At 44.6% G+C, this 23,676-nt stretch carries 21 protein-coding genes and 1 pseudogene; 15 read left to right on the forward strand and 7 right to left on the reverse strand.

Annotated elements, in window-relative coordinates:
• Positions 1-274 precede the first annotated feature (274 nt).
• Entirely contained in the window at positions 275-982 is a 708-nt protein-coding gene (locus tag JNUCC31_RS18935) for a DNA alkylation repair protein (RefSeq protein WP_192263320.1), read from the forward strand.
• An 80-nt stretch (positions 983-1,062) separates the two neighbouring features.
• On the opposite strand, the gene JNUCC31_RS18940 is transcribed toward JNUCC31_RS18935, so the two are convergent.
• On the reverse strand, positions 1,063-1,632 hold the full coding sequence (locus JNUCC31_RS18940; RefSeq protein ID WP_192263322.1) for a TetR/AcrR family transcriptional regulator: 570 nt from the start codon (positions 1,630-1,632) through the stop codon (positions 1,063-1,065).
• A gap of 206 nt (positions 1,633-1,838) precedes the next feature.
• On the opposite strand from JNUCC31_RS18940, the gene lpdA reads away from it, so the two are divergent.
• The 4 genes from lpdA (at position 1,839) to JNUCC31_RS18960 (ending at position 6,586) form a co-directional block, all read left to right on the forward strand.
• Positions 1,839-3,239, forward strand: a complete 1,401-nt coding sequence (gene lpdA / locus JNUCC31_RS18945) for a dihydrolipoyl dehydrogenase (protein WP_192263324.1) — start codon at positions 1,839-1,841, stop codon at positions 3,237-3,239.
• 222 nt (positions 3,240-3,461) lie between these two features.
• Complete coding sequence (locus tag JNUCC31_RS18950) at positions 3,462-4,094, forward strand: biotin/lipoyl-containing protein (protein WP_192263326.1); 633 nt, start codon at positions 3,462-3,464, stop codon at positions 4,092-4,094.
• Positions 4,078-5,250, forward strand: coding sequence for an ABC transporter permease (locus tag JNUCC31_RS18955; protein ID WP_192263328.1), 1,173 nt, complete (start codon positions 4,078-4,080; stop codon positions 5,248-5,250). Before JNUCC31_RS18950 ends, JNUCC31_RS18955 begins: the two co-directional genes overlap by 17 nt.
• 163 nt (positions 5,251-5,413) lie before the next feature.
• Positions 5,414-6,586, forward strand: coding sequence for a DUF4317 domain-containing protein (locus JNUCC31_RS18960; protein WP_192263330.1), 1,173 nt, complete (start codon positions 5,414-5,416; stop codon positions 6,584-6,586).
• Between the two features lie 109 nt (positions 6,587-6,695).
• On the opposite strand, the gene JNUCC31_RS18965 is transcribed toward JNUCC31_RS18960, so the two are convergent.
• Positions 6,696-7,640, reverse strand: a complete 945-nt coding sequence (locus JNUCC31_RS18965; protein WP_192263332.1) for a helix-turn-helix domain-containing protein — start codon at positions 7,638-7,640, stop codon at positions 6,696-6,698.
• Between the two features lie 172 nt (positions 7,641-7,812).
• On the opposite strand from JNUCC31_RS18965, the gene JNUCC31_RS18970 reads away from it, so the two are divergent.
• From JNUCC31_RS18970 to JNUCC31_RS18985, 4 genes are all read left to right on the forward strand, one after another.
• A complete protein-coding gene (locus JNUCC31_RS18970) occupies positions 7,813-8,832 on the forward strand; it encodes a glycoside hydrolase family 88/105 protein (RefSeq protein ID WP_192263334.1) in 1,020 nt (339 codons plus the stop codon).
• A gap of 14 nt (positions 8,833-8,846) precedes the next feature.
• On the forward strand, positions 8,847-11,027 hold the full coding sequence (gene gnpA, locus JNUCC31_RS18975; protein ID WP_192263335.1) for a 1,3-beta-galactosyl-N-acetylhexosamine phosphorylase: 2,181 nt from the start codon (positions 8,847-8,849) through the stop codon (positions 11,025-11,027).
• Between the two features lie 147 nt (positions 11,028-11,174).
• The gene (locus tag JNUCC31_RS18980) at positions 11,175-11,339 is read left to right on the forward strand and encodes a hypothetical protein (protein ID WP_192263337.1); all 165 of its coding nucleotides are present in this window, start codon (positions 11,175-11,177) and stop codon (positions 11,337-11,339) included.
• Between the two features lie 94 nt (positions 11,340-11,433).
• Complete coding sequence (locus JNUCC31_RS18985) at positions 11,434-12,264, forward strand: GNAT family N-acetyltransferase (RefSeq protein WP_228469098.1); 831 nt, start codon at positions 11,434-11,436, stop codon at positions 12,262-12,264.
• A 177-nt stretch (positions 12,265-12,441) separates the two neighbouring features.
• Here the strand turns inward: JNUCC31_RS18985 and JNUCC31_RS18990 are convergent, their stop codons facing one another.
• Entirely contained in the window at positions 12,442-13,782 is a 1,341-nt protein-coding gene (locus JNUCC31_RS18990; RefSeq protein ID WP_192263341.1) for a lytic polysaccharide monooxygenase, read from the reverse strand.
• Positions 13,783-14,100: 318 nt separating this feature from the next.
• On the reverse strand, positions 14,101-14,475 hold the full coding sequence (locus JNUCC31_RS18995; protein ID WP_192263343.1) for a hypothetical protein: 375 nt from the start codon (positions 14,473-14,475) through the stop codon (positions 14,101-14,103).
• 303 nt (positions 14,476-14,778) lie between these two features.
• Between JNUCC31_RS18995 and JNUCC31_RS19000 the strand changes: the two genes are divergently transcribed.
• From JNUCC31_RS19000 to JNUCC31_RS19020, 6 genes and pseudogenes are all read left to right on the forward strand, one after another.
• Positions 14,779-15,336, forward strand: a complete 558-nt coding sequence (locus tag JNUCC31_RS19000; protein ID WP_192263345.1) for a hypothetical protein — start codon at positions 14,779-14,781, stop codon at positions 15,334-15,336.
• 172 nt (positions 15,337-15,508) lie between these two features.
• Entirely contained in the window at positions 15,509-16,528 is a 1,020-nt protein-coding gene (locus JNUCC31_RS19005) for a phosphotransferase enzyme family protein (RefSeq protein WP_192263352.1), read from the forward strand.
• A gap of 13 nt (positions 16,529-16,541) precedes the next feature.
• Positions 16,542-16,658 (forward strand): annotated as a pseudogene (locus JNUCC31_RS33430) (carbohydrate ABC transporter permease); the annotation flags it as partial.
• Entirely contained in the window at positions 16,655-18,229 is a 1,575-nt protein-coding gene (locus tag JNUCC31_RS19010) for a glycoside hydrolase family 43 protein (RefSeq protein WP_228469100.1), read from the forward strand. The pseudogene JNUCC31_RS33430 and the gene JNUCC31_RS19010, both read left to right, overlap by 4 nt.
• A gap of 111 nt (positions 18,230-18,340) precedes the next feature.
• The gene (locus JNUCC31_RS19015; RefSeq protein ID WP_192263354.1) at positions 18,341-18,670 is read left to right on the forward strand and encodes an ArsR/SmtB family transcription factor; all 330 of its coding nucleotides are present in this window, start codon (positions 18,341-18,343) and stop codon (positions 18,668-18,670) included.
• Positions 18,671-18,837: 167 nt separating this feature from the next.
• Positions 18,838-20,670 (forward strand): SulP family inorganic anion transporter, encoded by a 1,833-nt coding sequence (locus JNUCC31_RS19020; RefSeq protein ID WP_228469102.1) that lies wholly within the window; start codon positions 18,838-18,840, stop codon positions 20,668-20,670.
• A gap of 300 nt (positions 20,671-20,970) precedes the next feature.
• Here the strand turns inward: JNUCC31_RS19020 and JNUCC31_RS19025 are convergent, their stop codons facing one another.
• The 3 genes from JNUCC31_RS19025 to JNUCC31_RS19035 all read right to left on the reverse strand — a co-directional run bounded on the left by JNUCC31_RS19025 (position 20,971) and on the right by JNUCC31_RS19035 (position 23,605).
• Complete coding sequence (locus JNUCC31_RS19025; RefSeq protein ID WP_192263356.1) at positions 20,971-21,354, reverse strand: hypothetical protein; 384 nt, start codon at positions 21,352-21,354, stop codon at positions 20,971-20,973.
• 164 nt (positions 21,355-21,518) lie between these two features.
• Positions 21,519-22,508 carry a DUF4003 family protein gene (locus JNUCC31_RS19030; RefSeq protein ID WP_192263358.1) on the reverse strand — a complete coding sequence of 330 codons (990 nt, stop codon included), beginning with the start codon at positions 22,506-22,508 and terminating at the stop codon, positions 21,519-21,521.
• Between the two features lie 317 nt (positions 22,509-22,825).
• On the reverse strand, positions 22,826-23,605 hold the full coding sequence (locus tag JNUCC31_RS19035; protein ID WP_192263360.1) for a class I SAM-dependent methyltransferase: 780 nt from the start codon (positions 23,603-23,605) through the stop codon (positions 22,826-22,828).
• Positions 23,606-23,676: the final 71 nt, after the last annotated feature.

Consider the following 23,676-nt stretch of genomic DNA (forward strand, 5'->3'; position numbering starts at 1 on the left):
CAAATGATGCTCTACTGGTGGAAGCAGCCTTTCCGATTAGACAAGTGGCAGGTATTTAGAATGTTGTCGAAATAAGCATAAGAAAGGAGAAATGTCCGCCTGCGAAGAAGTTATATTCTTTCAGGTGTCTTGTGCGAAACGATGGCAGGGATGCTATGATTGTTATAATCATCTGACAGGATGTTAGAGCATCCGGGAAAACATGGATAACATTCTGTTTTATAAGGGAAGATACTCCAGTAGGGGAATTTATAGGGTTAAGGGGTGTTGGGAATTGAATCTGGATGAAGTAATGCAAGAGCTGGAGGCACTGGGCAAAGAACGAACAAAGAAAATATATATGTCCAATGGCGCACGTGAACCGCTTTTTGGGGTGGCAACCGGAGCGATGAAACCCATGGCGAAGAAAATTAAAAAGGATCAACCTTTGGCTGAGCAGCTTTACGCTACAGGGAACTATGATGCCATGTACTTTGCTGGCGTGATTGCCGATCCCCAAGCGATGACGGAAGCTGATTTTGACCGTTGGATCGACGCCGCTTATTTTTACATGATCTCTGATTTCATCGTTTCAGTCACGTTGGCGGAGACGGACATTGCCCAAGAGGTTTCGGACAAGTGGATTGCGAGCGGGGATGAACTGAAAATGTCTGCAGGCTGGAGCTGTTATTGCTGGTTGCTTGGAAGCCGTCCAGATCATGAATTTGAGGAAAGTAAACTGAACGATATGCTTGGACAGGTACAACAGACAATTCATGAATCACCTGAACGCACCAAGTATTCCATGAACAACTTCCTATACACCGTTGGTGTATCCTATCTTCCATTGCATGAGCAGGCGGTGGAGATTGCCAAGGCTGTGGGGCCTGTTGAAGTCAACAAAGACAAGCCGAAGAGCAAGTTTCTACAAGCTTCCGATAACATTCAAAAGGCAGTCGAAAAAGGACGTACGGGGTTCAAGCGCAAATATGTAAGATGCTAAGCTGAATAATAAGTCGGATAAACCGATTGGTACAAAAGATTACAGAAAACACGCCATTATGGACGTGTTTTTTGTGTTTTCTAACCTTTCATAACCATTTCTTTGGCTTGCTGCCTGCCTGAAGCGAGAAAGCTGTCGCTTAGTTCAGGATCATTAACAGAACGTGCAAGAACAAGCGAGCCAACCATGGTACTGAACAGTGCACGACCTTTGGACACATCCATATCTGCCAGATTGGAGATAAACGTGACCATCCGCTCCAGTTCATGAGTGAATACCTGCCGAACCTCTTCGGAGGAGCGGGATATTTCACCGGAAAGGGCAGGGAAAATGCAGCTCATTTCCGTTTTGTCGCGGTGATAGGGACTGAGATAATAATCGATGACTGTATTAATTTTGGGATTCTGCTCTTCCTGATCAGCGACTTTCTGAAGGAGTGCGATGGTATCGCTGATGGCATATTCGCAGGCTTCGGCGACCAGTTGTTCTTTGTTGTCAAAGTGTGAGTAAAACCCTCCATGAGTCAATCCGGCTCCCTTCATAATAAACGGGACACTGACGTCCTGGATACCATTGGTGCGAAAAGCTCGAGCGGCACTCTCAACAATTTTACCTCGTACTTTTATTTTATGGCCTTTGGGATAGGGCATTGTCATTCACTCCATAGCTTCATCATTCAATTTCTATACTTTTAAAATATTATAGTCATCATAATAAAGCCTGTCAATTTGGCGACTGGATAGCTGTGAGTTGATGAAAGGGCAAGTGCAGTTGTTGACGGTCTTAAAATATGATGTTTATAATATATTATGATCATCATATTTTAAATCGACTTCAAATCAGGAGGTATCAGGATATGGGTAAGCTTCAATTGGTAGATACGTTAGTTATTGGATCAGGGCCAGGCGGGTATGTAGCTGCGCTGCGTTCTTCTCAACTGGGGATGAATACGGCAATTGTCGAACGTAAACAGCTTGGTGGGGTCTGCACGCATGTGGGTTGTATACCATCCAAAGCATTAATTGCGGAATCCCATCGTTATGATTTGTTCAGACAGTTCAATCAAGCTGAAGCGGCAGCGACTTTTAGGAATGCTCAGCAGTTTAAGCAGGGGGTTGTGAATAAACAGGCAGGTGGTGTCCACTATTTGTTAAAAACTGCGGGTGTGACCATTCTCGAAGGAGAGGCCTGTCTGGTGGATGAGCACACAGTGATGATCCAGCAAGCTGGACAGGAGCAAAGCCTTTCTTTTAAAAACCTCATCCTGGCAACGGGGTCTCGTCCGATTGAGCTGCCAGCATTTCCAGTTGGAGGTCGTATCTTGTCCTCCACAGAAGCACTGTCTCTGCAGGAGGTTCCGAGTAGTCTGGTTGTGATCGGCGGAGGGTATATTGGTGTGGAGCTTGGACAGATGTATGCCAAATTCGGAACAAAGGTAACGATTCTGGAGGGAGGGGCTCAAGTATTGCCCGGATTCGAGGCGGAACTTGCGGCCCCTGTAGTCAAACAATTGAAGGCGGACGGCATCCACCTCGTAACCGGAGCGATTGCTGAAAAGGCGGAGCAGAATGCTGACTCCATTACATTGCATTATTCGAGGAATCAGGAGCAGCACCAGGTTACGGCTGAATACGTATTGGTCACGATCGGTAGGAAACCCAATACAGACGGTCAGTTAGGACTGGAACGCATAGGTTTGCCCGTAACGAACAGGGGACTGGTGGAGACGGATGAACAGTGCAGAACGGTTATTCCTCACATATATGCCATTGGGGATATTACGGTCGGTCCTGCGCTGGCTCACAAGGCATCTTATGAAGCCAAAGTAGCAGCAGAGGCCATTGCAGGCCTTACCTCCAAAGTGGATTACAAGGTGATTCCGCTTGTCGTGTTCTCTAATCCGGAGCTATCAAGTGTTGGAGTAAGTGAGACAGAAGCGAAAGCACAAGCCATTCCGGTGGTTATCGGAAAATCTTCTTTCGGGATTAACGGAAGAGCATTGGCATTAAGGGAAACCGAAGGGTTTGTGAAAATAGTGGCAGACCCAACCTCGGGAATTGTCATTGGTGCGCAAATCGTTGGCGTGGAGGCATCCACCCTTATATCCGAGCTCGCACTTGCGATCGAGATGGGGGCAACCGTGGAGGATCTGGCCATGACGATTCACCCTCATCCCACACTGGGAGAAGTAATCATGGAGGCTGCCGAGAACGCAGTCAACAAGATGATGAAAAGTAAACATGCACAACAAATTTAACTATAAAAATTGAACTAGATACTTACACAAAATGGAGAGGACAGAAAGAACCTGAAGAAGCGGAGCGTTCGCCTTTATCCCCGGATTTACCCCTTTTAAGGGAATCAAAAAAATCTGGGGATAACAGCGATCGGAAGGTTGTTCTGTCATCGGAGTGTCCATTGTAAATATTTTTTAGTTCAACTTATATATACGAGGATTGGGAATGGGAGAGATAAAAGAATGAAGATAAAAGCAGGTTTGTATATCGGAATTGCGCTGGTGCTCATTGCTGGAGGTTCACTTCTGGCTGTGAAAGGAAAGGATGCGGTAAGTCAGGCTGAGAGCAGGAAACAAGGCATACTTGAGGCAGAACAAACGACTTTATTCTATCAGAATAGTCCTGGGGCAATTGTAGAGGCGGGTGCTTCCGCAGGTGACTCCGTGAAAGAGGGAGAGGTGCTTTTCAAAGTGAAATCCGCTGGGGAAGGAGATGTGGATGTACTGGCACCGTATGATGGTTTGGTTGACCGGGTTGCTGTAAAGCAGGGAGATCAAGTGCAAGCAGGAGTGCCGCTGGCGGTTCTGCAAAAGAATAATTACTATACGGACCTCTATATCCAGGAAAGTGAAATCCAAAAGCTTGAAGTGAATCAAAGCATTGATGTTCATTTTCCGTATTTGGATCAGCCAACGCAAGTGAGCGGGGTTGTTACTGCCGTCTCATCTGCCCCACAATTCGCAAGCTTGCGCATGTCACGGGAAAAAGGGCAAGCCGATTTAAGTATGTTTCTGGTCCGAATATCGATGGATTCGAATGCTGGTTTGCTTCCGGGGATGACAGCAGAGGTGAAACTTGATGAAATCACTGATTGATGAGTGGAAATACGTATCGGGAAGTAAGTTTGTTCGATTGATTTTTATCGGCCCGCTTATTGCAGCCCTGTTCTTTGGTTTAATGTTCTCACACAATCAAATTTGCAAATCTCCAGTTGTGGTCATTGATGAGGACCATAGTGAATATTCACGGCAGTTGATCTCCAAAATAAATGCTTCACAATACATGAGTGTCAAAAATGTATATGCGAGCCGAATGAGTCCGGAAACATTACTTGCCAATGAGCAGGCGGTAGCGGTCATTATGCTTCCTAATCTATTGGGAATACGTCAACAACAGGGGAAATCGACGAATATCGGCATCTTGATGGATAACACAATGCCCTCGGGGCTAACTGGAATCCGGACAGCGATTCAGGAGATCATCCAGACGGAAAATATGACCCTTTCCATGACACGTCTGATCCAGAAAGGGATGGATGCCGATACAGCTAAAGGAATCGTGTCGCCGTTAGCCCTTCAGCAACGGATGCTGTTTAATCCAACCTCAAGTTATGTTGGTTTTATGGTGCTTGGATTTGTGAATATCGTTGTATTGATGATTACAACAAGTGCAGCGGGCTCAATTGCACCTCGGCTGCGTCAGGAAGGAAAACTGTTTACAAACGGAAATTCACCTTTCCAGCTATGGATTCGGTGTGTACCCTACACTGTGTTGAGTTCGATTTCGCTGCTTCTATCCTACGGATTATTAAAGCAAATAGGGGGGATGCGGTTTGAAGCTGAGCCTTATCTTTTCATCATTCCGCTCGTTATTTATGCCTTTGCTTTGTCACTTCTGGGTATGTTGATTGGATACACAGCCAAAGACATATCGAAAGTAAGCCTACGAACCAGCTTTGTGTTGTATCCGTCCTTTCTAGCTACGGGAATTCAACTAACGCCGCTGGCATTTCCTGAACCGTTCCAGATTTTCGCATGGGCATTACCGATGAACTGGCTTAACCGCCTGATTCGCGGAATGGCTTTTCGGGATGGGGCATTAACCGCCTACAGTCAGGAGTTGGGGGCATTGCTGATTATTATTGGCGTAGTGTCCTTGTTCATGGGGGGACTGTTTCTGCGGGAAACGAGAAAAGCTTCTACCAGCCGGGAACTACTGTTGAATGCAGATGTGGTGCCAGGCGGCTTATAATTAAAAGATAAGCATTAAATAACGAGAGCAGACGCACGGGAATCATTCCTGATGCGTCTTTCTGTTTAGTGAAAATATTCTTTAGTTGAACTTATATAGCGAAGGTTTTTTATATCGTTTATACTTGTAAGGCCAATTTACTTGAGGAGTTGTCTAACGAATCATGAATAAAAAAGAAGTCGCGCATATACGCAAGCAATTTAAGATGGATCATGATTTACTGAATATTTACGATATTCTCAACGTGTATATTACGAAGGAAACGAACGAGGTCTATCACTGGGAGCGCCATCCGTTCGAACTGGTGGATCGAGAGAAGCAAGAGTTGTACATGGGGAATTTCAAAAAGCTGCTGACCGGCGAATTGGATCAAAAACTGTTTGAGTTGAAATTCCAGGAAGAGGCGGAGGACCCGGCACAGGTGCTTCTCCACCAGGCTCTGGTAACAGGTGATCCGGACGAATGGCAGGATCTGATGCTGCTGCTCGTGGATAGAATGTTGGCAGATGCCAAGTATGAACGGGATATGGTGGCCACGTTCGTGCGTGGACAGTATTACTTGCCGACGAAGGCCCGTAACGATCAAGCGGAAGAGAGCGAGAAGAACGAAGTGTTCGCACATCCATTCATCCTGTGCAGTGTAAATTCCACGGAGAAGCAGCGGAAAACACTCTTGTTTGATTATGTGGAGAGAGAATTTAAATACAATGTTATTGTAGATCCGATTATCAAATTAAGTACACCGGAGCAGGGTTTTCTGTATCCCAGCGTGACGGACAACTACTCCGATGTGAATCGTGTTCTATATTGCACAGGGAAATCCAATTTCCCGGATCCGCATTTTGTTGAAAATGTATTGAATGGAGAAAGGTCTGTGACAGCACTGGAAGAACGAGCGATCTTCGAAGATATTGTGAAGGAAGTGGCCGGTGAACAGCTCGACTCAGCTACAATTGCACAGGTATACGAGGAGATCAACCGAGTGATTGAAATTAACGAAGAGTCACATGAAGAGGAACCGCCGAAGCTGGATTATAAAGATCTGGAACGTGTACTGACTGCAAGCGGTGTAGAGGACCTGACGTCGGAGAAAGTGGAACGTGCATTTGAAACCATCGTCGACAACAAGAATTATGAAATGAAAGCGACCAGCGTCATGCCGAAATTTACTTCCAAATCCATTAAGATTGAAACCAAAGTTGCTACGATTTCGGTTAGCCCGCAGGATTTGAGATACGTAAAACAGGTGAATTTCCAAGGTAAACGCTGCATCATGATTGAAGTCGACGAAGATGTCGCAATTGAAGGCTTCACGCTCGCTTCAGAGACGCTGTGACATGCTTCACGGCGTCGTTTTTTTGAGATAAATAGATGAGACTCTCTAGGGCTATCCTTAAATCTTGCATCAAGATTTTGGATAGCCCCTATTACTATTCATACTCTTGCTACATCCAACCCGTAAACTCCAATATAGAGGCTTTCGCAGATTGCGCTTCGGACTGTGCGCCTTTACGCCATTGTTTGGGTGACTCGCCCATAAGTCTGGAGAAACATCGGTTGAAGCTGGAAATGGACTGAAAACCAACTTGCTCGGAGATTGAAAGAATGGAAGCGTCCGTGCTTTTTAATTGCTTGCAGGCTTCTTCAATTCGGGTGCTATTCAGGAAATCCAGAGGTGCGGTTCCCATGATGTCATGGAATTTTCTTCGGAAATGAGTGGTGCTCAGGTGGCACAGATCAGCGAGAAAATCGATGGTAATGGGCGACATATAGTTTTTGGTGATATACTCCAGAACCGGAGAAATAACAAGATCGCCTTTTAGATTATGCTGCGATTCTTGATCAGCCAAGGGTTCGTTCCGGGAATGGATTCGCAGGAGTTCGATATAAAGGGATAGCAATAAGCCATAGGCACTTTCCTGATAGTAAGGACCTTTTTGCTTCAATTCCTCTACGACCGATGTCGCAAGTGTATAAACCTTCGGATGATCCTCCCTGTTTAATATGCAGTTCATTCCCTGAATTGCCCACCAATTGGGCTCAAAGTTACTGTAGGTACTACTTTTAAACGAATGCTGAAAGAGATCCTCTGGTGAGAAAAAGAGATAAGACCATAAGCTGGCTTCATTGGGTGAACTATACGTTGTATGAGGAAGATATCTGGGGATAAAGGTCACATCACCGGCTTTAAAAGGTACTGATTCACCTTTGATCTCCATCATGCCGCTATTCGAATGGCAAATGCCAATCTCCAAATGGTTGTGGAAATGGAGATGTTCACTTTTGATATCGGAGATTTTCCAACGTTCACCGCTTAACAGCAGAATAGGAAAGTGGATCGGCAAGCTGTAGTGACGGTATTCAATAATGGGTTGCTTTTTTCTGGGCACATTCGATAACTCCCATTCATAAATGATTGAAATTGCGCATTTTTGTTGCGAATATGCTTAGATTGAAACTATTTTACTGCGTACAATGGAATAAGTAAAGCGTTTTCAAACCAAGGACGGACAGCTCTCAAGCGCATTTGGGGGCGTGTGCGCCAGGAGAGGGGAATCACCGATGCTTCAAGTGAAATATGACAGAGAAGAAATGTTAAGAGTCATTGATAACGTTACCCAAAAAACACTGGCGATGGATTTGACGTGGGACTGGCCTTGCGGTGTGGCGTACTATGGTGTAACCAGAGCTTATCAAACGACAGGGAATAAAGAGATTTTGGACAGGCTTGTCCAATGGGCGGATGAATACATCGAGCTGGGCTTGCCGGACTGGACCGTAAATACATGCGCGATGGGTCATATGCTGATTACTTTATATGAAGAAACTGGGAATCAGAAATATTGGGATATTGTGATGAGCAAGGTGGATTATCTGCAAAATCATGCGCTTAGATTCGGAGATAACGTGCTGCAGCATACCGTATCCATTTCCAATGATTTTCCCGAGCAGGCATGGGCGGATACATTGTTTATGGCGGCATTTTTCCTGCTCCGTGTAGGAAGCAAATTAAAAGATGAGGCCATGATTCAGGATGCGCTGAACCAGTACTACTGGCATATCAAATACCTTCAGGACCCGAGTAGCGGACTTTGGTACCACGGCTACAACAATGTCAACAAGGATCATATGTCTGGATTTTACTGGGGCAGAGCGAACGCCTGGGGAGCTTATACCATGTCTCAGGTGAAACCTCAGTTGAAAGACTGGTACCTATATCCACAGTGTATGGACGTCGAGTGTTCGCTGCGGGATCAACTAGCCGCTCTGAAGCTGGTTCAGACCGAGAACGGCTTGTGGCGGACAGTTCTCGATGACGAGGAGTCGTATGAAGAGGTGTCGGCTTCTGCTGGTATTGCAGCAGCCATGATCAACAACGGTAATCCGCTACACACAAAATACGTGCAAAAAGCATTGGAAGGTATCCTGAACAACATAAGTGAAGATGGACGTGTGCTTGGTGTATCGGGTGGTACGGCGGTGATGAAGGATCGGGATGGCTATCGCAATATTCCAAAAGACTGGATTCAGGGCTGGGGTCAGGGTCTGGCGCTCGCTTTCCTGTCCGACATGTTGAAATAAGGGAGGGAACCAAGTTGTCCAAACCAATCAAAGGCTCCTTTACGCTGCCCGGCGAATCCGGTTATGAGGATCTGACTTTACAACTTGCCGAGCGATGGGGGGCAGATGTCATTCGTGACAGTGACGGCACCCAATTGTCTGATGAGATTATTAACGCTGGATATGGCATTTACTCGACGATCTGCATTATCCGGGATCATAACGAATGGGCGTCCCGTAATATGGATAAGCTGCAGCAATGTTTTCTAATTACGAATCCCAAGGTAGCTGTACAAGATGATGTATCATTCTATCTGATGGAAGATTTTTTTGCTGAACAATTCAAGGTGAATGATTCCAAAGAGGCGTTTAAATACTGGCAGGTCTACGACCGGACAACCGGGGAGGAAGTGCCAAGAGGACTGTGGAATTATGAAAGGGAATCCGGCCATGTGGTCATTACCGGCATTGTCCCTTGGCATAAATACACAGTAAGCTTCATGGCCTATCGGATCTGGGAAGAGATTTCGATGTACAATCACACCACGAACCATTGGGACAAAGAGCACTTAATGCAGATTGATCCGATCTATCCGGAAACGCAAACATATTTGCTGGAATGGATGGAGAATTGGTGTCAGCAGCATCAGGAAACAACGGTGGTCCGGTTCACCTCATTATTTTATAATTTCGCCTGGATCTGGGGCAGTGATGAGCGGAATCGCCATCTGTTCTCGGATTGGGGTTCATACGATTTTACGGTAAGTTCAAGAGCGCTTGATCTGTTTGCTAAAAAATACGGATATTCGCTCTCTGCCGAGGACTTTGTGAATGGCGGCAAATATCGAGTGACTCATATTCCGGCACAGCAGCGCAAGCTGGATTGGATGGCATTTATCAATGATTTTGTAATCGAATTTGGCAAGAAGTTAATTGATATCGTGCATCATCACGACAAGCTGGCGTACGTCTTCTATGATGATAGCTGGGTTGGCATGGAGCCTTATAATGACCGTTTTCAGGAGTTTGGATTCGACGGGATAATTAAATGTGTGTTCTCCGGTTATGAGGCAAGGATGTGTTCAGGTATCAACGTCGATACTCATGAGATCCGGCTGCATCCCTACTTGTTTCCGGTTGGCTTAGGCGGACTTCCTACTTTTAAGGAGGGCGGAGATCCCACGCTGGATGCCAAAAAATATTGGATCAATATAAGGCGCGCCTTGCTCAGAGAGCCGATTGACCGGATCGGATTGGGTGGATATCTGCATCTGGTTGAGCCTTACCCGGACTTTTGCGATTATATGGAGAAGATTGCGGACGAGTTCAGGGAAATAAAAGAGCTGCATCATGAAGGCAAGCCTTATCAAATAAAAACCAAGGTAGCTGTTCTGCATAGCTGGGGTAAATTAAGATCGTGGACGTTATCCGGCCATTTCCATGAAACGGTTATGCATGACTTAATTCATGTAAATGAAGCCTTGTCGGGCTTGCCGGTTGAAGTGCAGTTCATTGATTTTGAAGATATCCGTCAGGGTGTACTGCAGCATATAGATGTCGTGGTCAATGCCGGCTCTGCTGGTTCAGCCTGGAGCGGGGGAGAACATTGGAATGACCACTCGTGTGTGGACTTACTGACTCAGTGGGTGTATGAGGGCGGCACCTTTATTGGCATCAACCAGCCATCGGCGGTAGAAGGGTACGACAGCTTTTTCCGAATGGCACATGTTCTTGGGGTAGATGAGGATACTGGCGCCAGGGTGGTTCATGGAAAATGGAAATATGAGACTCGCGATGAGTATGGTTTGCTGCCGGAAGGGGCAAAAATAGCGGCGAAGAATAACTTATATCTTACCGATGGAACAGCTGCTGTGGTGGATGACACGGATGGTATGGTCACATTGTCTACACATGATTTTGGTAAAGGAAAAGGAATCTATCTGCCTTCATTCGAATTCAGTTGGGAAAATACCAGATTGCTGCTGAATCTGATTCGCTTTGCAGGCAATGAGTACGGTGAAACAAAGTATATCCCGGATAACTTGTATACAGAGTGTGCTTACTATCCGGAAAGTAAAATATTGGTCGTCATTAACAATAGTGATCAAGTTCAAACCACGACGATCGATACGGATTATGGAAAAGAGACCTTGGAATTGGCCCCGTATGATACGGTTATCACCAAAATAGGTTTAACAAAATCGGTATCCTCATAGAATGATGACTCAATAGACTGCATTCCCCAACCAGGAAGCGGTCTATTTTATTTGAAAAGGAATTTTACCCATTCATATTTTATAATGTAAACCATGAAGCTCGGTTGTTCTTTAATATATACATTATAGAGGCGGGAGGAGATCAACTTGAAAGCGGAATATAAATTCCTGGCTCAGATTTTGGAAGGTCACAATGATACGGAAGAATCCATTTCCGAGGAAGACATTCGTGAACAGGAACATCAGCTCGGTTTTTCTTATTCTATGACGTTTATAGTGCGGGTCTTACTGTATCGTGTTAGCATTATTTAGTAAAATATTTAAATAAGGGTAGAGATCATGAGCCCTAACATGTTATTGCTTTCATCTTTTCAAAGGAGAGAATGTCCTAATGTACACTTATAAAATGTTGGACAAGATAAGCATGGAAACACTTCACCAAGTGTTTGTGGATGCGTTTTCCGATTACCAGGTTAAAATGGATTTGCCTTTTTGGAAGTTTCAACAAATGCTCCAACGAAGGGGGTATCACCCCGAGATATCGATGGGGGCTTTTAAAGAGGAGAGAATGGTCGGATTTGTCCTCAATGGACTTCGAAACTGGAATGGAAAGGAAACCGCATATGACCTTGGAACAGGTGTTGTAAAAGAATGCAGACGGCAGGGCATAACAAGAAATCTGCTCTTGAATATACAAAAGCTGCTAAAAGAAAAAAATGTAGAGCAATATTTGCTGGAAGTCATCCAATCCAACGAATCTGCAGTTCAGCTTTACAGTAAACAAAACTTCAAAATTCAAAGAGAATTTTCATGTTTCCAGTTACAAAAAGATAAATTCATACCGCAAACGACCTGCACGGTGGAATGTGTGGAGAAGATCGATCTGGAGCAGTTCAGGGGATTTTGGGATGTGGAGCCCTCCTGGCAAAATTCAATTGATTCCATCTACGCTGTGCCGGAAGCTTTTATCTATGTGGTTGCACGTCAGGATCACAGCATTGTTGGCTATGGCATTATAGATAAAAAAACAGGTGATATTCCACAGCTCGCAGTCAACCCAAATTACCGGGGCAAAGGCGTTGCAAGCAGCATTCTGGCAGAGATGATCCTTAATACAGAATCTCCTAAGATCAGTGTCCTTAATATGGAAACTCATCTGAAACCGATGGAAGATTTCCTGGTCAAATCAGGCTTTGCGTATCATGTTGGCCAGTACGAAATGCTCTTGAAATTATAACGTGGTCGCCGACAGCCTTTTCCGAATGGCACAAGTACTTGGGGGTCGGGACTAATTCCTGAAGCGTCTATTTTTGCACATGTAGTACAAAGCCGATCCCATGAATTATGGACCGGCTATTGTTGTAAATCAGCATCTATATGGAATTCTTTTCAACTAATCCTCCAGTCAATCCCGTTATTGCAGCTGCCAGAGGGTTGGTGTTGATGAAGGGATCCAATCTACTTGAGACTTGTGGGTTAGGAGGCATTTGTATGTCAGGTTATTGTAGCTCACGATTGTACCCGCTGTGTATTGCGTATTGGCTGCCCATGCAGGAGCAGTAGAAACTGCAGCTGTTTTACCGCTGACTGTGCTAGCAGCCGATTGGTTGCCTGCTGCATCCACAGCATAAACCGAGAAGTTGTAGGTTGTGTTCGCTTCAAGATTAGTTACCGTATAAGAGGTTGCCGTCCCGGATGTCGTTGTAACTAAAGTAGAGCCATTATAAATTTTATACCCTGTCACTCCTACATTATCCGTGGATGCCGTCCACATCAGCTGAATGCTGGACGCGGTTGGTGTTCCCATCACATGTAGCCCGCCTGGAGCTGTAGGTGCGGTAGTGTCATTAGCAGGAGGTGCAGTTGTGGTAACGCTTACACTATTACTGGCTGCAGATTCGTTGCCTGCTGCGTCGACTGCTTTGACAGTAAAGGTATATGCCGTATTTGCTGTCAGCCCCGTTACCGTATAGCTTGTAGTTGTGCCGGAGACATTCCCTACCAAAGTATTCCCGTTGTAAATTTTATACCCTGTTACACCTACATTATCTGTTGATGCCTTCCATGATAAAGATGTACTGGTCGCAGCAGTTGCAGTTGCTACAAGGGAAGTTGGAGCAGTTGGAGCTACATTATCAACCGGATTTGTCCCGGAGAAGTTCACGTCGATGACATTATAAAAGGCGTTGGCAGTATCCGCAACCTCCCAGACAGCTAGAATGACATGATAACCACTGCGTTCGGGTACGTTGCAAGAGTTGGTGTAACTAAACGGAGGTTGCTTACCGTCATAGGCAACGGAACAGAACGGTGTCAGGTCAAACGAATCACGAGATAGAGGTGCATTCGGATTCCAGTTCGTTTTCGTAATATAATATTTCCAGCTTGCCGTTGAATGGTTTGCTGTGAGCTTCCAAGTGAACGTATTACTACCACTAGACATATTTACTTTCGACCAACGCGTAGCGTATTGCTCATCAAGCTTAGGGAACACACCGTTAGCACTTGCAATGTGGCCGTCGGTAGGTCCAGCACCAGGGAAGCCCTTAGGCGCTTCAAGACTTTGGGGCTCATACACGATGTTGCCGCAATCCTGATTGACTCCCGAAGCACACAGCGCAGCCCGGCTCGCTGGCCCTTCTACGTAGCCATGTGACAACGCCTTTGGACTGTTGAGCAGCATGCTCACCGTTGTAAGCACCAGCAAACAGCAAATCAATACGAGCTTGGAAGACGGTAAAATGAATCTGAACATTCGATAGCCTCCTGTATCATTTTTTTATATAAACTCAAGTAAGAGCTTATATCGTAAATAAGGAAGTGCTATACCATATATGGATATCGTTTAATAAAGAAATCGATATACGGGAATTTCTAAAGTTATTGTAAAGGACGCACTTTTGCTGAACAAGGATAAATTCCAACGATTATCCAGTTATTCAACACTTAGGTAGTACATACAAAAGGCCTTTGCGGAGAGATCATCTCTCTACAAAAGCCTTTATTTCTGACTGGATTGAAAAGTTAATTAGCTATAAACGAAAGTGGGTATAAGGACATCAAAAACAACTATTTAATGTTTAATAATATCAATGATTTTGCGTTCTGCATCCTTGGCTTCAGGAATAGGATAAAGCACAAAGACATGATTCATTTTTGGATAAACAAAAGTGTTATGGTGTATATATAGAATCACTTTTTGGTCAGCAGAGATCTGATCATTCAAAGTAAACACCTGCATATCCTCAAAAGAACGTTCGGTTACTGAGGAGATTAATTTAACTTTACCCAACTCATAAGGCTTAGTATTCTCAACATCCATGTGCTTCAGGTGATTCAGAGTATTTTCTCGCGTGGATAAATTCTTCTTGGTATCTAATGTTCCAATGTATTTTTCTAAAAGATAGCTCGTTACAGAGCGTCTATTATTATAAATTTGTATGCTCATTTAAGGTTCGTCCTCTCATCATTGAAGTATGATATGTACAGTATAAAGATTGAAGTATACTTCAAGGTCAAGGCTATGAAATGGAAATGAAAAGGTGCTTATTTTAACATACTACATTACTCGCTAGGATATAGGAATCATAGAAAAAAGTAAGAGCATACCTGTTCGAAATTAAGGATTTTAAAAATAAATAATGAAATTATTACTAGATAATCGTTAAATGAGATAGAATTATTCATAATATTATGAAAGGAGCCGATAATGAATAAGGAAATAAATAACTGATAAAAAGGAGAATTACCAATGTTAAAATGGAACAAAAAAAAATTTTTGATTGGATTATTTTTAGTATGTCTAGTTGTAATTGCAGCATGTTCAGGTAAAGAAAAAACAGATGAGGAGAAATTGACAGAGCTTTTAAAAGATACTATTGTGAATTCTGGAAATATCAAAGAATCTTCGTCAGAAGTAGAGCCGCCGACTGTTGAATCTGAACTCAGAGAGATTAATAACTTTCTAACTATGGATATCTGGAATGATGGCTTTGTGAACATTAGTTCGTATACTAGGCGTGGGACTGACGCTTTAGGCCAGACCTTGGATATTGATTTCTTAATTGAGCGTCTAGGTAAATCTATGGAAAAGAAAGCAGAGTATGACACATACATACAAGGATTAGATCCAAAGTATGACGATCTGAAGCAAGTGTGGACCAAACTTTCAAATGAGACTGACATTCTGTATAACACATTAAAGGATAATAAGCCTACAGCTAATGATGAGGATTATAAATTTGATACCGGATTGTATTCTCAGTACAAAGATGCTTTTAGTAATGATGTAATGGCACTAAATCCTTAATTAGTCTCATGATTACATAAAGTTATTAATGGAATCAGCATGGCGCGGAGCATTTGTTCCGCGTCTTTTTGTTTAATAGTTGAGATCATCTTTGATTACTCTAAGAAAGGAGTTTGAGCCTCAATCACGAATGATACTAAATTCTAGGAATATAAACTGAAGGAGTATACACATGTTCAATCAACCGACAGCTTTACGTTCAGTGCTCAATCCTAAATATCTGGAGTTTGTATTGAGTGATCAATATGACATCGGACCATGGAAAGAATGTTTATTTTGGCTGCGAGGGTTAAATGATACCTACCGGTTACGTACTTCCACTGGAATGTATATTCTTCGTGTCTACCGTACAGAAATTACGGAGGAAGATGTTCGTTATGAGTTGGCTTTATTGTCACAATTGAAAGGCACTCTGAGTTCATCTGCACATACCGACATTGGAGAGTATATCGAGAAAAAGGATCACACCGAATATACGATGCTTGATGCGGCAGAAGGAAAGCGTGTGGCGGTGATGTTTCGCTATATCGAGGGAGCAGAGAATAACCTTGAGGATGAGGAATCCTGTTATACCTTTGGTCAGTCTGCCGCTGAATTGCACAGTGCCATGGATCGGGTAACGATGGAGCTGCCACGGTATGAGCTGGATACGAAGTTCCTGATCGACGAGCCGCTGGAGCGAATCTTGAATTATGTCGGGAAAAGTAGTGAAGCAGTACCATTCCTGAATGCGTTTACACAAACGTTAAAAGAACGGATTGCTGCCGTATCCAGTCAAGGCCTGGACGTAGGACTGTGCCATGGCGATATGCATGGGAACAATAATGCTTTTCAGCAGGGGAAACAGTTTATCCATTACGACTTCGAGTGGGCGGCCCCCGGCTGGCGTGCCTATGATCTGGCTCAGGTGAAGGCTCGAAAGAGACAATCCGGTGAGCGTAAAGCAGTCTTGTGGGATGCACTCATGGCGGGTTATCGTTCGATTCGAAGCTTCTCCAAGCAGGATGAAGAGGCTGTTGATCTTTTCATCATCGCTCGCAGATTTTGGGTGATGGGTCTGGATGTTGCGTTTATTGAGAGTGATACGGGCGGGCTGGATTATGGTTCGGATTGGCTGGACAGTTTCATTGAGGAGTTTCGTGAGACAGGAATTGTTGTAAGTGATGACTTACAGCAATTATGGATTCAATGAAGAAGGCCTTCCCCCCGTATCCATTCGGGCACCGATCACGGTTGTGACGGCCATGCCTATCGTTTTACTGTATCCGTTCTTGCAAAAATACTTTGTGACTGGACTCACCAGTGGAGGGATAAAAGAATGAAAAAAGTAATGGAAGGCCAGCAATGCAAGTTCAAAAACCCGATTATGCCCGGGTTTTATCCAGATCCATCCATATGTCGGGTGGGGGAAGATTTTTATTTGGTGACATCGACTTTTGCCTATTTTCCTGGCGTTCCGATCTTTCAAAGCCGTGATCTTGTAAATTGGAAACAGATTGGCAATGTGCTGGATCGTCCTTCCCAGTTGAATCTTGAGGGTGCTGGTCATTCACAGGGCATTTTCGCTCCAACGATTCGTTATCATGAAGGAACCTTCTATATGATTACAACCAATGTATCACATGGCGGGAATTTTGTTGTAACGGCTACTGATCCGGTGGGGCCATGGTCCGATCCTTATTTTATCGAAGGAGCAGAAGGCATCGACCCCACGATTTTCTTTGATGACGGCAAAGCCTATTATCTGGGTACACGGCCTTGCTCGCAAGGGGTTCGTTATAACGGGAATTGGGAAGTTTGGCTGAAAGAGCTTGATCTGACGACGATGAAGCTGGTGGGGGACAGTCATGTGCTCTGGCGCGGGGCGATGGTGGATGTCATTTGGCCGGAAGGACCGCATCTGTATAAAATCGATGAATATTACTATTTGTTGATTGCAGAAGGAGGTACAGGACCGAACCATGCCGTGACTGTTGCTCGCAGCAAAAGCTTGACTGAAGGATTCGTCGGAAATCCAAACAATCCGATTATTACGCATCGCCATTTGGGCAAGCGTTACCCCATTGTTAATGTGGGACATGCCGACCTGGTGCAGGGTGCGAACGGTCAATGGTTCATGGTCATGCTGGCTTCCCGTCCGTATGGAGGAAGCTTTAGCAACTTGGGCCGGGAGACGTTCCTCGCTTCGGTCGATTGGGAGGACGGATGGCCGGTAGTGAATGAAGGTCGCGGAATCCTGGAGGAGCAGGGCATTGTTAGCTTGACACCCGCTCCCGTCGAGCCGCCATTGCGAACCGACCACTTTGACAGTGATAAACTGGGCTTGCAGTGGATGTTCCTGCGCAATCCCCAGAAGGACCTCTATTCATTAACCGAGCGAAAAGGATACCTGAGGCTGAAGCTGAAACCGCAAACATTGAAAGAGAAAGAGAATTCCAGCTTTGTTTGCCTGAGGCAAAGGCATATGGATTACGTGGCAGGCACAGTGATGGAATTTGTGCCCCAAAGCGTTCATGAGACGGCTGGTCTTGTCGTCATTCAGAATGATCAATATCATGTTCGGATTGAGCGTGCGATGACCGAGCAGCAGCAGGTGCTGCGCGTGATGTCCTGGATCGACGGTCAGGAAACCCGCATTGCGCAAATCATGCTGGACAGCGATGCTTCGCGAGTGTATATCAAAATGGCTGCATTAGGACAGCAGCTCAGTTTTTACTTCAGCACGGATGGAAGTCAGTATCATCTGGTTGCAGAACAGGTGGATACGAGCAGCTTGAGTACCGAGGTGGCCGGGGGCTTCGTTGGCTGCTGTATAGGCATGTTTAGCACCAGCAATGGCGAGCCATCGGATCAGGTAGCCGATTTTGACTGGTTTGAATACGGCTCCTACTAACGGTGCCGATAACTTTCAGAAAGATCATCACGGGATGAGGGGAGTCCCTTTCAATATGTTATATGTTATGATATTTGCATCTTCAAAAGTTCGATTGAAGGGGCATAGCGTATGAATCAGAGCATACAACAGTTTAAAGCGGATTTTTTCAAAGCGTTGGCGCATCCGATGCGGATTCAGATTCTGGAGCTGTTGAGCGAAGGGGCGAAGAACGTTAACGAGTTGCAAAGTATTCTAGGCTCGGAAGGCTCAGCTGTCTCGCAGCAGTTGGCTGTATTACGCAGTAAAAATGTTGTGCAAGGACTGAAAGAAGGGACCACGGTCATATACTCTCTGCGGGACCCCTTGATTAAAGACTTGCTGGTGGTCACCAAACAGATTTTTGATAATCATCTGGTCGATGCCATTTCCATGTTGGAAGATATACGAAAAGAAACATAAACACATTAAACAAGAGGAACCGGAAGTAAATTCAGGTAACTTCTTGTTTTTTGTGTTGTGGGCCTGCATGACATGTGAGGAGTAAGATTGACAGGGGATCGACTAGGGAGTAGTCTTCATATTATATTCAAATATTCAAATATATGAAGAAAAGAAGGTTAGTGTAGATGAAATGGATGGGGAGATATGCAGGTTACAATGCTGCCGCTTTTCGCAAGGATCTGTTATCAGGGCTGATTGTAGGAATTATTGCGATTCCACTGGGTATGGCGTTTGCCATCGCTTCCGGGGTCAAACCAGAGTATGGCTTGTATACAACGGTGATTGCAGGTATTCTCATTTCTTTGCTGGGTGGGTCTAAGTTCCAGATTGGCGGACCAACGGGTGCATTCATTCCAATCCTCTTCGCAATTGTGATGCAATATGGATACGAAAATCTATTGATTGCCGGGATCATGGCCGGATTGATACTTGTAGTGATGGGGCTGTTTAAACTTGGCGCATTGATCAAATTCATACCACGACCTGTGACCATCGGTTTTACGGCGGGTATTGCCGTTATTATTTTCAGTGGGCAGATTGCTAATTTCCTGGGATTAAGCGGGATTAAAAAACACGAGGATTTTTGGTCCAATATGAAAGAAATCGGGATGCATATCTCAACCGTTAATATATACAGTTTGCTGACAGCAGGCAGTTGTCTGGCTGTTATTTTGCTTGTGCCGAGGTTTGCGCCGAAGGTGCCTGCCTCACTGGTCGGGCTGGTTCTTTCGACGATAGTCGCAGCGTTCTTTTTTGAAGGACAGATTGCTACGATCGGATCGTCCTTTGGTGCCATACCTAACTCCTTGCCCCAGTTTCATGTGCCGGAGATCACTTGGGAGCGAATTGTAAACTTGCTGCAACCCGCATTTGTCATCGCCATGTTGGGTGGAATCGAATCGCTGCTGTCTGCTGTTGTTGCCGATGGCATGACCGGAAGCCGGCATAATAGCAATCGAGAGCTGATTGGGCAGGGGATCGCCAACCTGGTGACCCCGCTATTCGGTGGTATTCCCGCAACAGGAGCGATTGCACGTACAGCAACGAATATCAAATCCGGCGCGGTATCCCCATTTTCGGGGGTTATTCATGGCGTAGTCGTTCTACTGGTACTCGTTCTGTTCGCACCGTATGCATCTCACATTCCACTTGCCAGTATGGCTCCAGTCCTGATGATGGTTGCCTGGAATATGAGTGAACGGAAATCGTTCATGCATGTAATGAAAACCAAAACGAGCGATTCGCTTGTGCTACTCATTACCTTCTTGCTCACTGTATTTACAAGTTTAACAACGGCGGTAGAGGTTGGGTTGGTTCTGGCTGTTCTTTTATTCGTAAAGCGGATGAGTGAGATGTTGAAGGTTGCCAAAGTATTGCCCGATCCCGATCATAAACATGAGAAAGTCATGGCCCACATGGTTCAGGAGGGACATGACTGTCCGCAGATCAGCCTTTATACAATTGAAGGGCCACTTTTTTTCGGCGCAGCGGATGGTTTTGAGAAGTCGGTCATGGAATCGATTCATCGACGACCGGGTACTTTGTTGTTGCGCATGAGCAAGGTGCCCTTTATGGATACGACGGGGGAATCCAATCTGGCCAGAGTTGTCAAACATATGGAGAGATCTGGCGGAAGAGTTCTGCTATCAGGCATTCAGGCTCAACCCCTTGAGATGATGAAAAGAACGGGATTGATTGGACGGATCAGGCCAGAGCATATGTTCGAGCGTACAGGTGAAGCGATCAATGATGCATTAATGCATCTGGATGTTCAGAAATGTAGGGGATGCAAGCATTTTGCCTTTCGTGAGTGTGCTGCTTTGTCGAGTTCAGGTCCAATCTTGAGCGTAAGAGCCTGTTGGAGCAGTGAAAGGGAGTCAAAGCAAACAGCTTTCAACAGCAATAATCAAAAACGATCCATTCATAATTTTGTAAGAGAAACCGATAACAAATCCTGATTGCAGGAATTTCTATTTTTGGAACGTTATTAAGCCTTGCTTTATGTAAAGCATAAACCAAAGGATAAATTGTCGAAAAGAAAAGACACTTGTTTTAAAACCGTTGATCTCAAAGAAAAATCAACGGTTTTTTATGCTTTGGAGGAGGATAAGAACAAATTTGTTTAAGAAGTTGTCTAAATGGTGGTATTTTTTTGGTGTAAGTTCTTGTTCCAAGCCAAGTAAAAGAACTTGGTACTATTGCCGAATTAGTTGAAGAAGGGAGGTCTCCTGATGCATTTCAATTCATTCAGTGATCTGTTATGGTTTAATATTGACACTTGTAGCATACCAGTGCCCGTTCTTGATTTTTAAATTAATTGTTAGCGGCTCACGAAATCCAAAGTTAGGCTGATTATATTCGTGAGTTACGAATACCTTAGCTATAAAAAAGAAATGTAATGGGAACGCGGCACCTATTTTATGATTTTCGGGTTCATATGAAAAATTGTCTGAAGTATCGCCTCGTGCTATTAAATTTGTTTTATCAAAGACAGATTGACTCATGTATTCTACATAGTTACTGTCTGATTCCAAGGACTTTTCCAAGATAATTTTAGTATCCTTCGCTATCCAAACACCAAACGAAATGTAAATTAATGCGAACAAAAAAATAAGTGTTAGGAACCATTTCTTTTTATTCATAATTAGTCCTCCTATACTAAAAAGTTGGTACAGTTATTAGGAGTTTCGTGAGACAGGAATTGTTCAGTAAGTGATGACTTACAGCAATTATGGATTCGATGAAGAAGGCCTTCTGGATGGTTCCAGAGGGCCTGTTTTATTTTATAAAATGAATTTCATGACCTTTAGCTCGATGAGGACGAAGCAACGACGGCGGCCGAAGTTGCAGCAGCGGCCATGGCAGCCTGTTGAGCGATGATAATGTTGGTGATGCTAGTAGAGACTGTCGTGGTCAGAACGCCGTTTCGCAGATCCTCCACATATTGAACCGCCACCAGCGAAGATGAGAGCAGCAGCAATTCCTGTTTGTTGATCGACCAGGCACCGAAGCCCTTCTGTGTACGCAACGATTCATACGTTTCCTCAACTTGTTCTACAAGCGTATTTCTGTCAGCAGGCAGCAGAGAGAGTATCCCCAGAGAGGGCAGGGTGTACAGTTTGTCCATTCGTATCTCCCGACTGCGGAACGCTTCGTTTAATGCGAGTACACGAGTACCCGCCTCCGGATTGTCATCTCCTAGGACCAGCACCTGCGTTAATGCCTGCACGCTGTTCCCCGGTGAGAATACAGGTTTTAGTTCAGTATAGAGCTGCTCCATACGGTCCACACCGGATTCCATGTCGAGATCGGAAAGGGCCAGCATGGCAGCGAAAATATAGTCGTCCTGTCCAGTAAGAAAGCGGTGTTGGTTTTTCATGTGATCATAAAATGCTTTCGCTCGTTCTACCTTATGCTCGAACGAATCAGGCGTCGCATGAGCCGCGATCTGATAAGCGGCAATGACCAGATAATCAGATGTACGAAATTTGATTTTTTTCATCAAATCATAGATCAGAAGGGTGTCTGTCAGTTTCGTTTCCTGATCTGTCGTAAGCGAGAGCATGGTGGCGACGCTGATCGCCAAATTTCCCCTGAAGGCTGAAAAGAGATTGGTGTTTTGCTTAATCAATTCATGGCTTTGACGGATGGCTTCACCATCGGCTTGTTTATTTTCCGTTGCATATAGCAGGGCCGCCAGACGTTGCATCATCACATTTTGCCACTTGAATGACTTTTTGATGATCTGAGTGTTGGAAACGAATAGTTCGACTCGTGCTGCATGTTGCTGTTGCATTAGCAGACCTCCCAAGTGATTGAACATTTTCCCCAGTTTACTATAAATGCATATGCTTACACAGCGCTTTATTTGATGTAGCTAGCAAAGTTGAACTGGACTATTTCAAATTGTTCTGCTCCCAATAATCCCCATGGGGTAAATAAATGATCTGAATATGTATTCTTAAATTCAATATGAGGGTGCTTTTCGAAAAATAGGTACAGTGCCGCATGAATGAGAAAAATATATCCAGTACCCAGAACGTAATCGTCGGGTAAGAACTGAAAATCAGTGGAACGATGATGGTTCACTTGCCTTTTTAAGGACTTTTTGTTCTAGCATTTAACTCCAAACCATACAGTCCACAGATCCTTTTCGACAATCGGGTTTTGAACGGGCTCCAGTTTACGTTCCACGTATTCCACCAATTCTTGCAATTCCTCACCGGACAGTTCATGAAGGAGTGAGCGGCCAGTGCGCGACATTAAATCTTCTTTCAAAGACTCCATATTTTCATACACACGGCGAGTCTCCCATAAAGAAATGGTCTGGTCAAGCTTGAACCCGCTTGCTTCCATTGTCTGTTGCACCTGATTGGCATCATATCTGCGATTCACTTCCAACTCGATCAACCGAGGAAATTTTTCGAAGAAAAACCCTCTTAGATGATGTTCACTTCCAGGGAGTGTACAGTCCTGAGGCGTACGATCCTGAATGATGAGGGTTCCACCTGGTTTTAAAATTCGGTGGGCTTCCCGAAAACAAGCGCCTAAATCGTTAAGGTGATGAATCAACGCCCGCTCTAACACAAGGTCGAACTTATGGTCAGGGAGGTGGGTATCATAGGCATTGCCTTGTAAAAATGTAATGTGCTGAATCGATTTGCAGCTTGCAGAGGCTCCCTTTAACATCTCCTCGGAAAAGTCTACACCGATAACCTGTACTGCCCCCATCTGGGCCAGAGCTTGAGTATAAATACCACCGCCACAGCCAATGTCAGCGACATATTTTCCGGATACATCCACGTTTTCTTGGATCATGGAGATCCAGGAATCGTTCGCAGATCTTGTGGTATAGGTGAAACGATTCTGTTCATCATGAAAATCAATAGGCATATACATGACTCCTTTCACTTGTTCTATATTTCATCTAATGAAACCCAGTTTCATTAGATGACTGTAATTAT

The sequence above is a fragment of the Paenibacillus sp. JNUCC-31 genome, assembly GCF_014844075.1.
Classification (GTDB): domain Bacteria; phylum Bacillota; class Bacilli; order Paenibacillales; family Paenibacillaceae; genus Paenibacillus.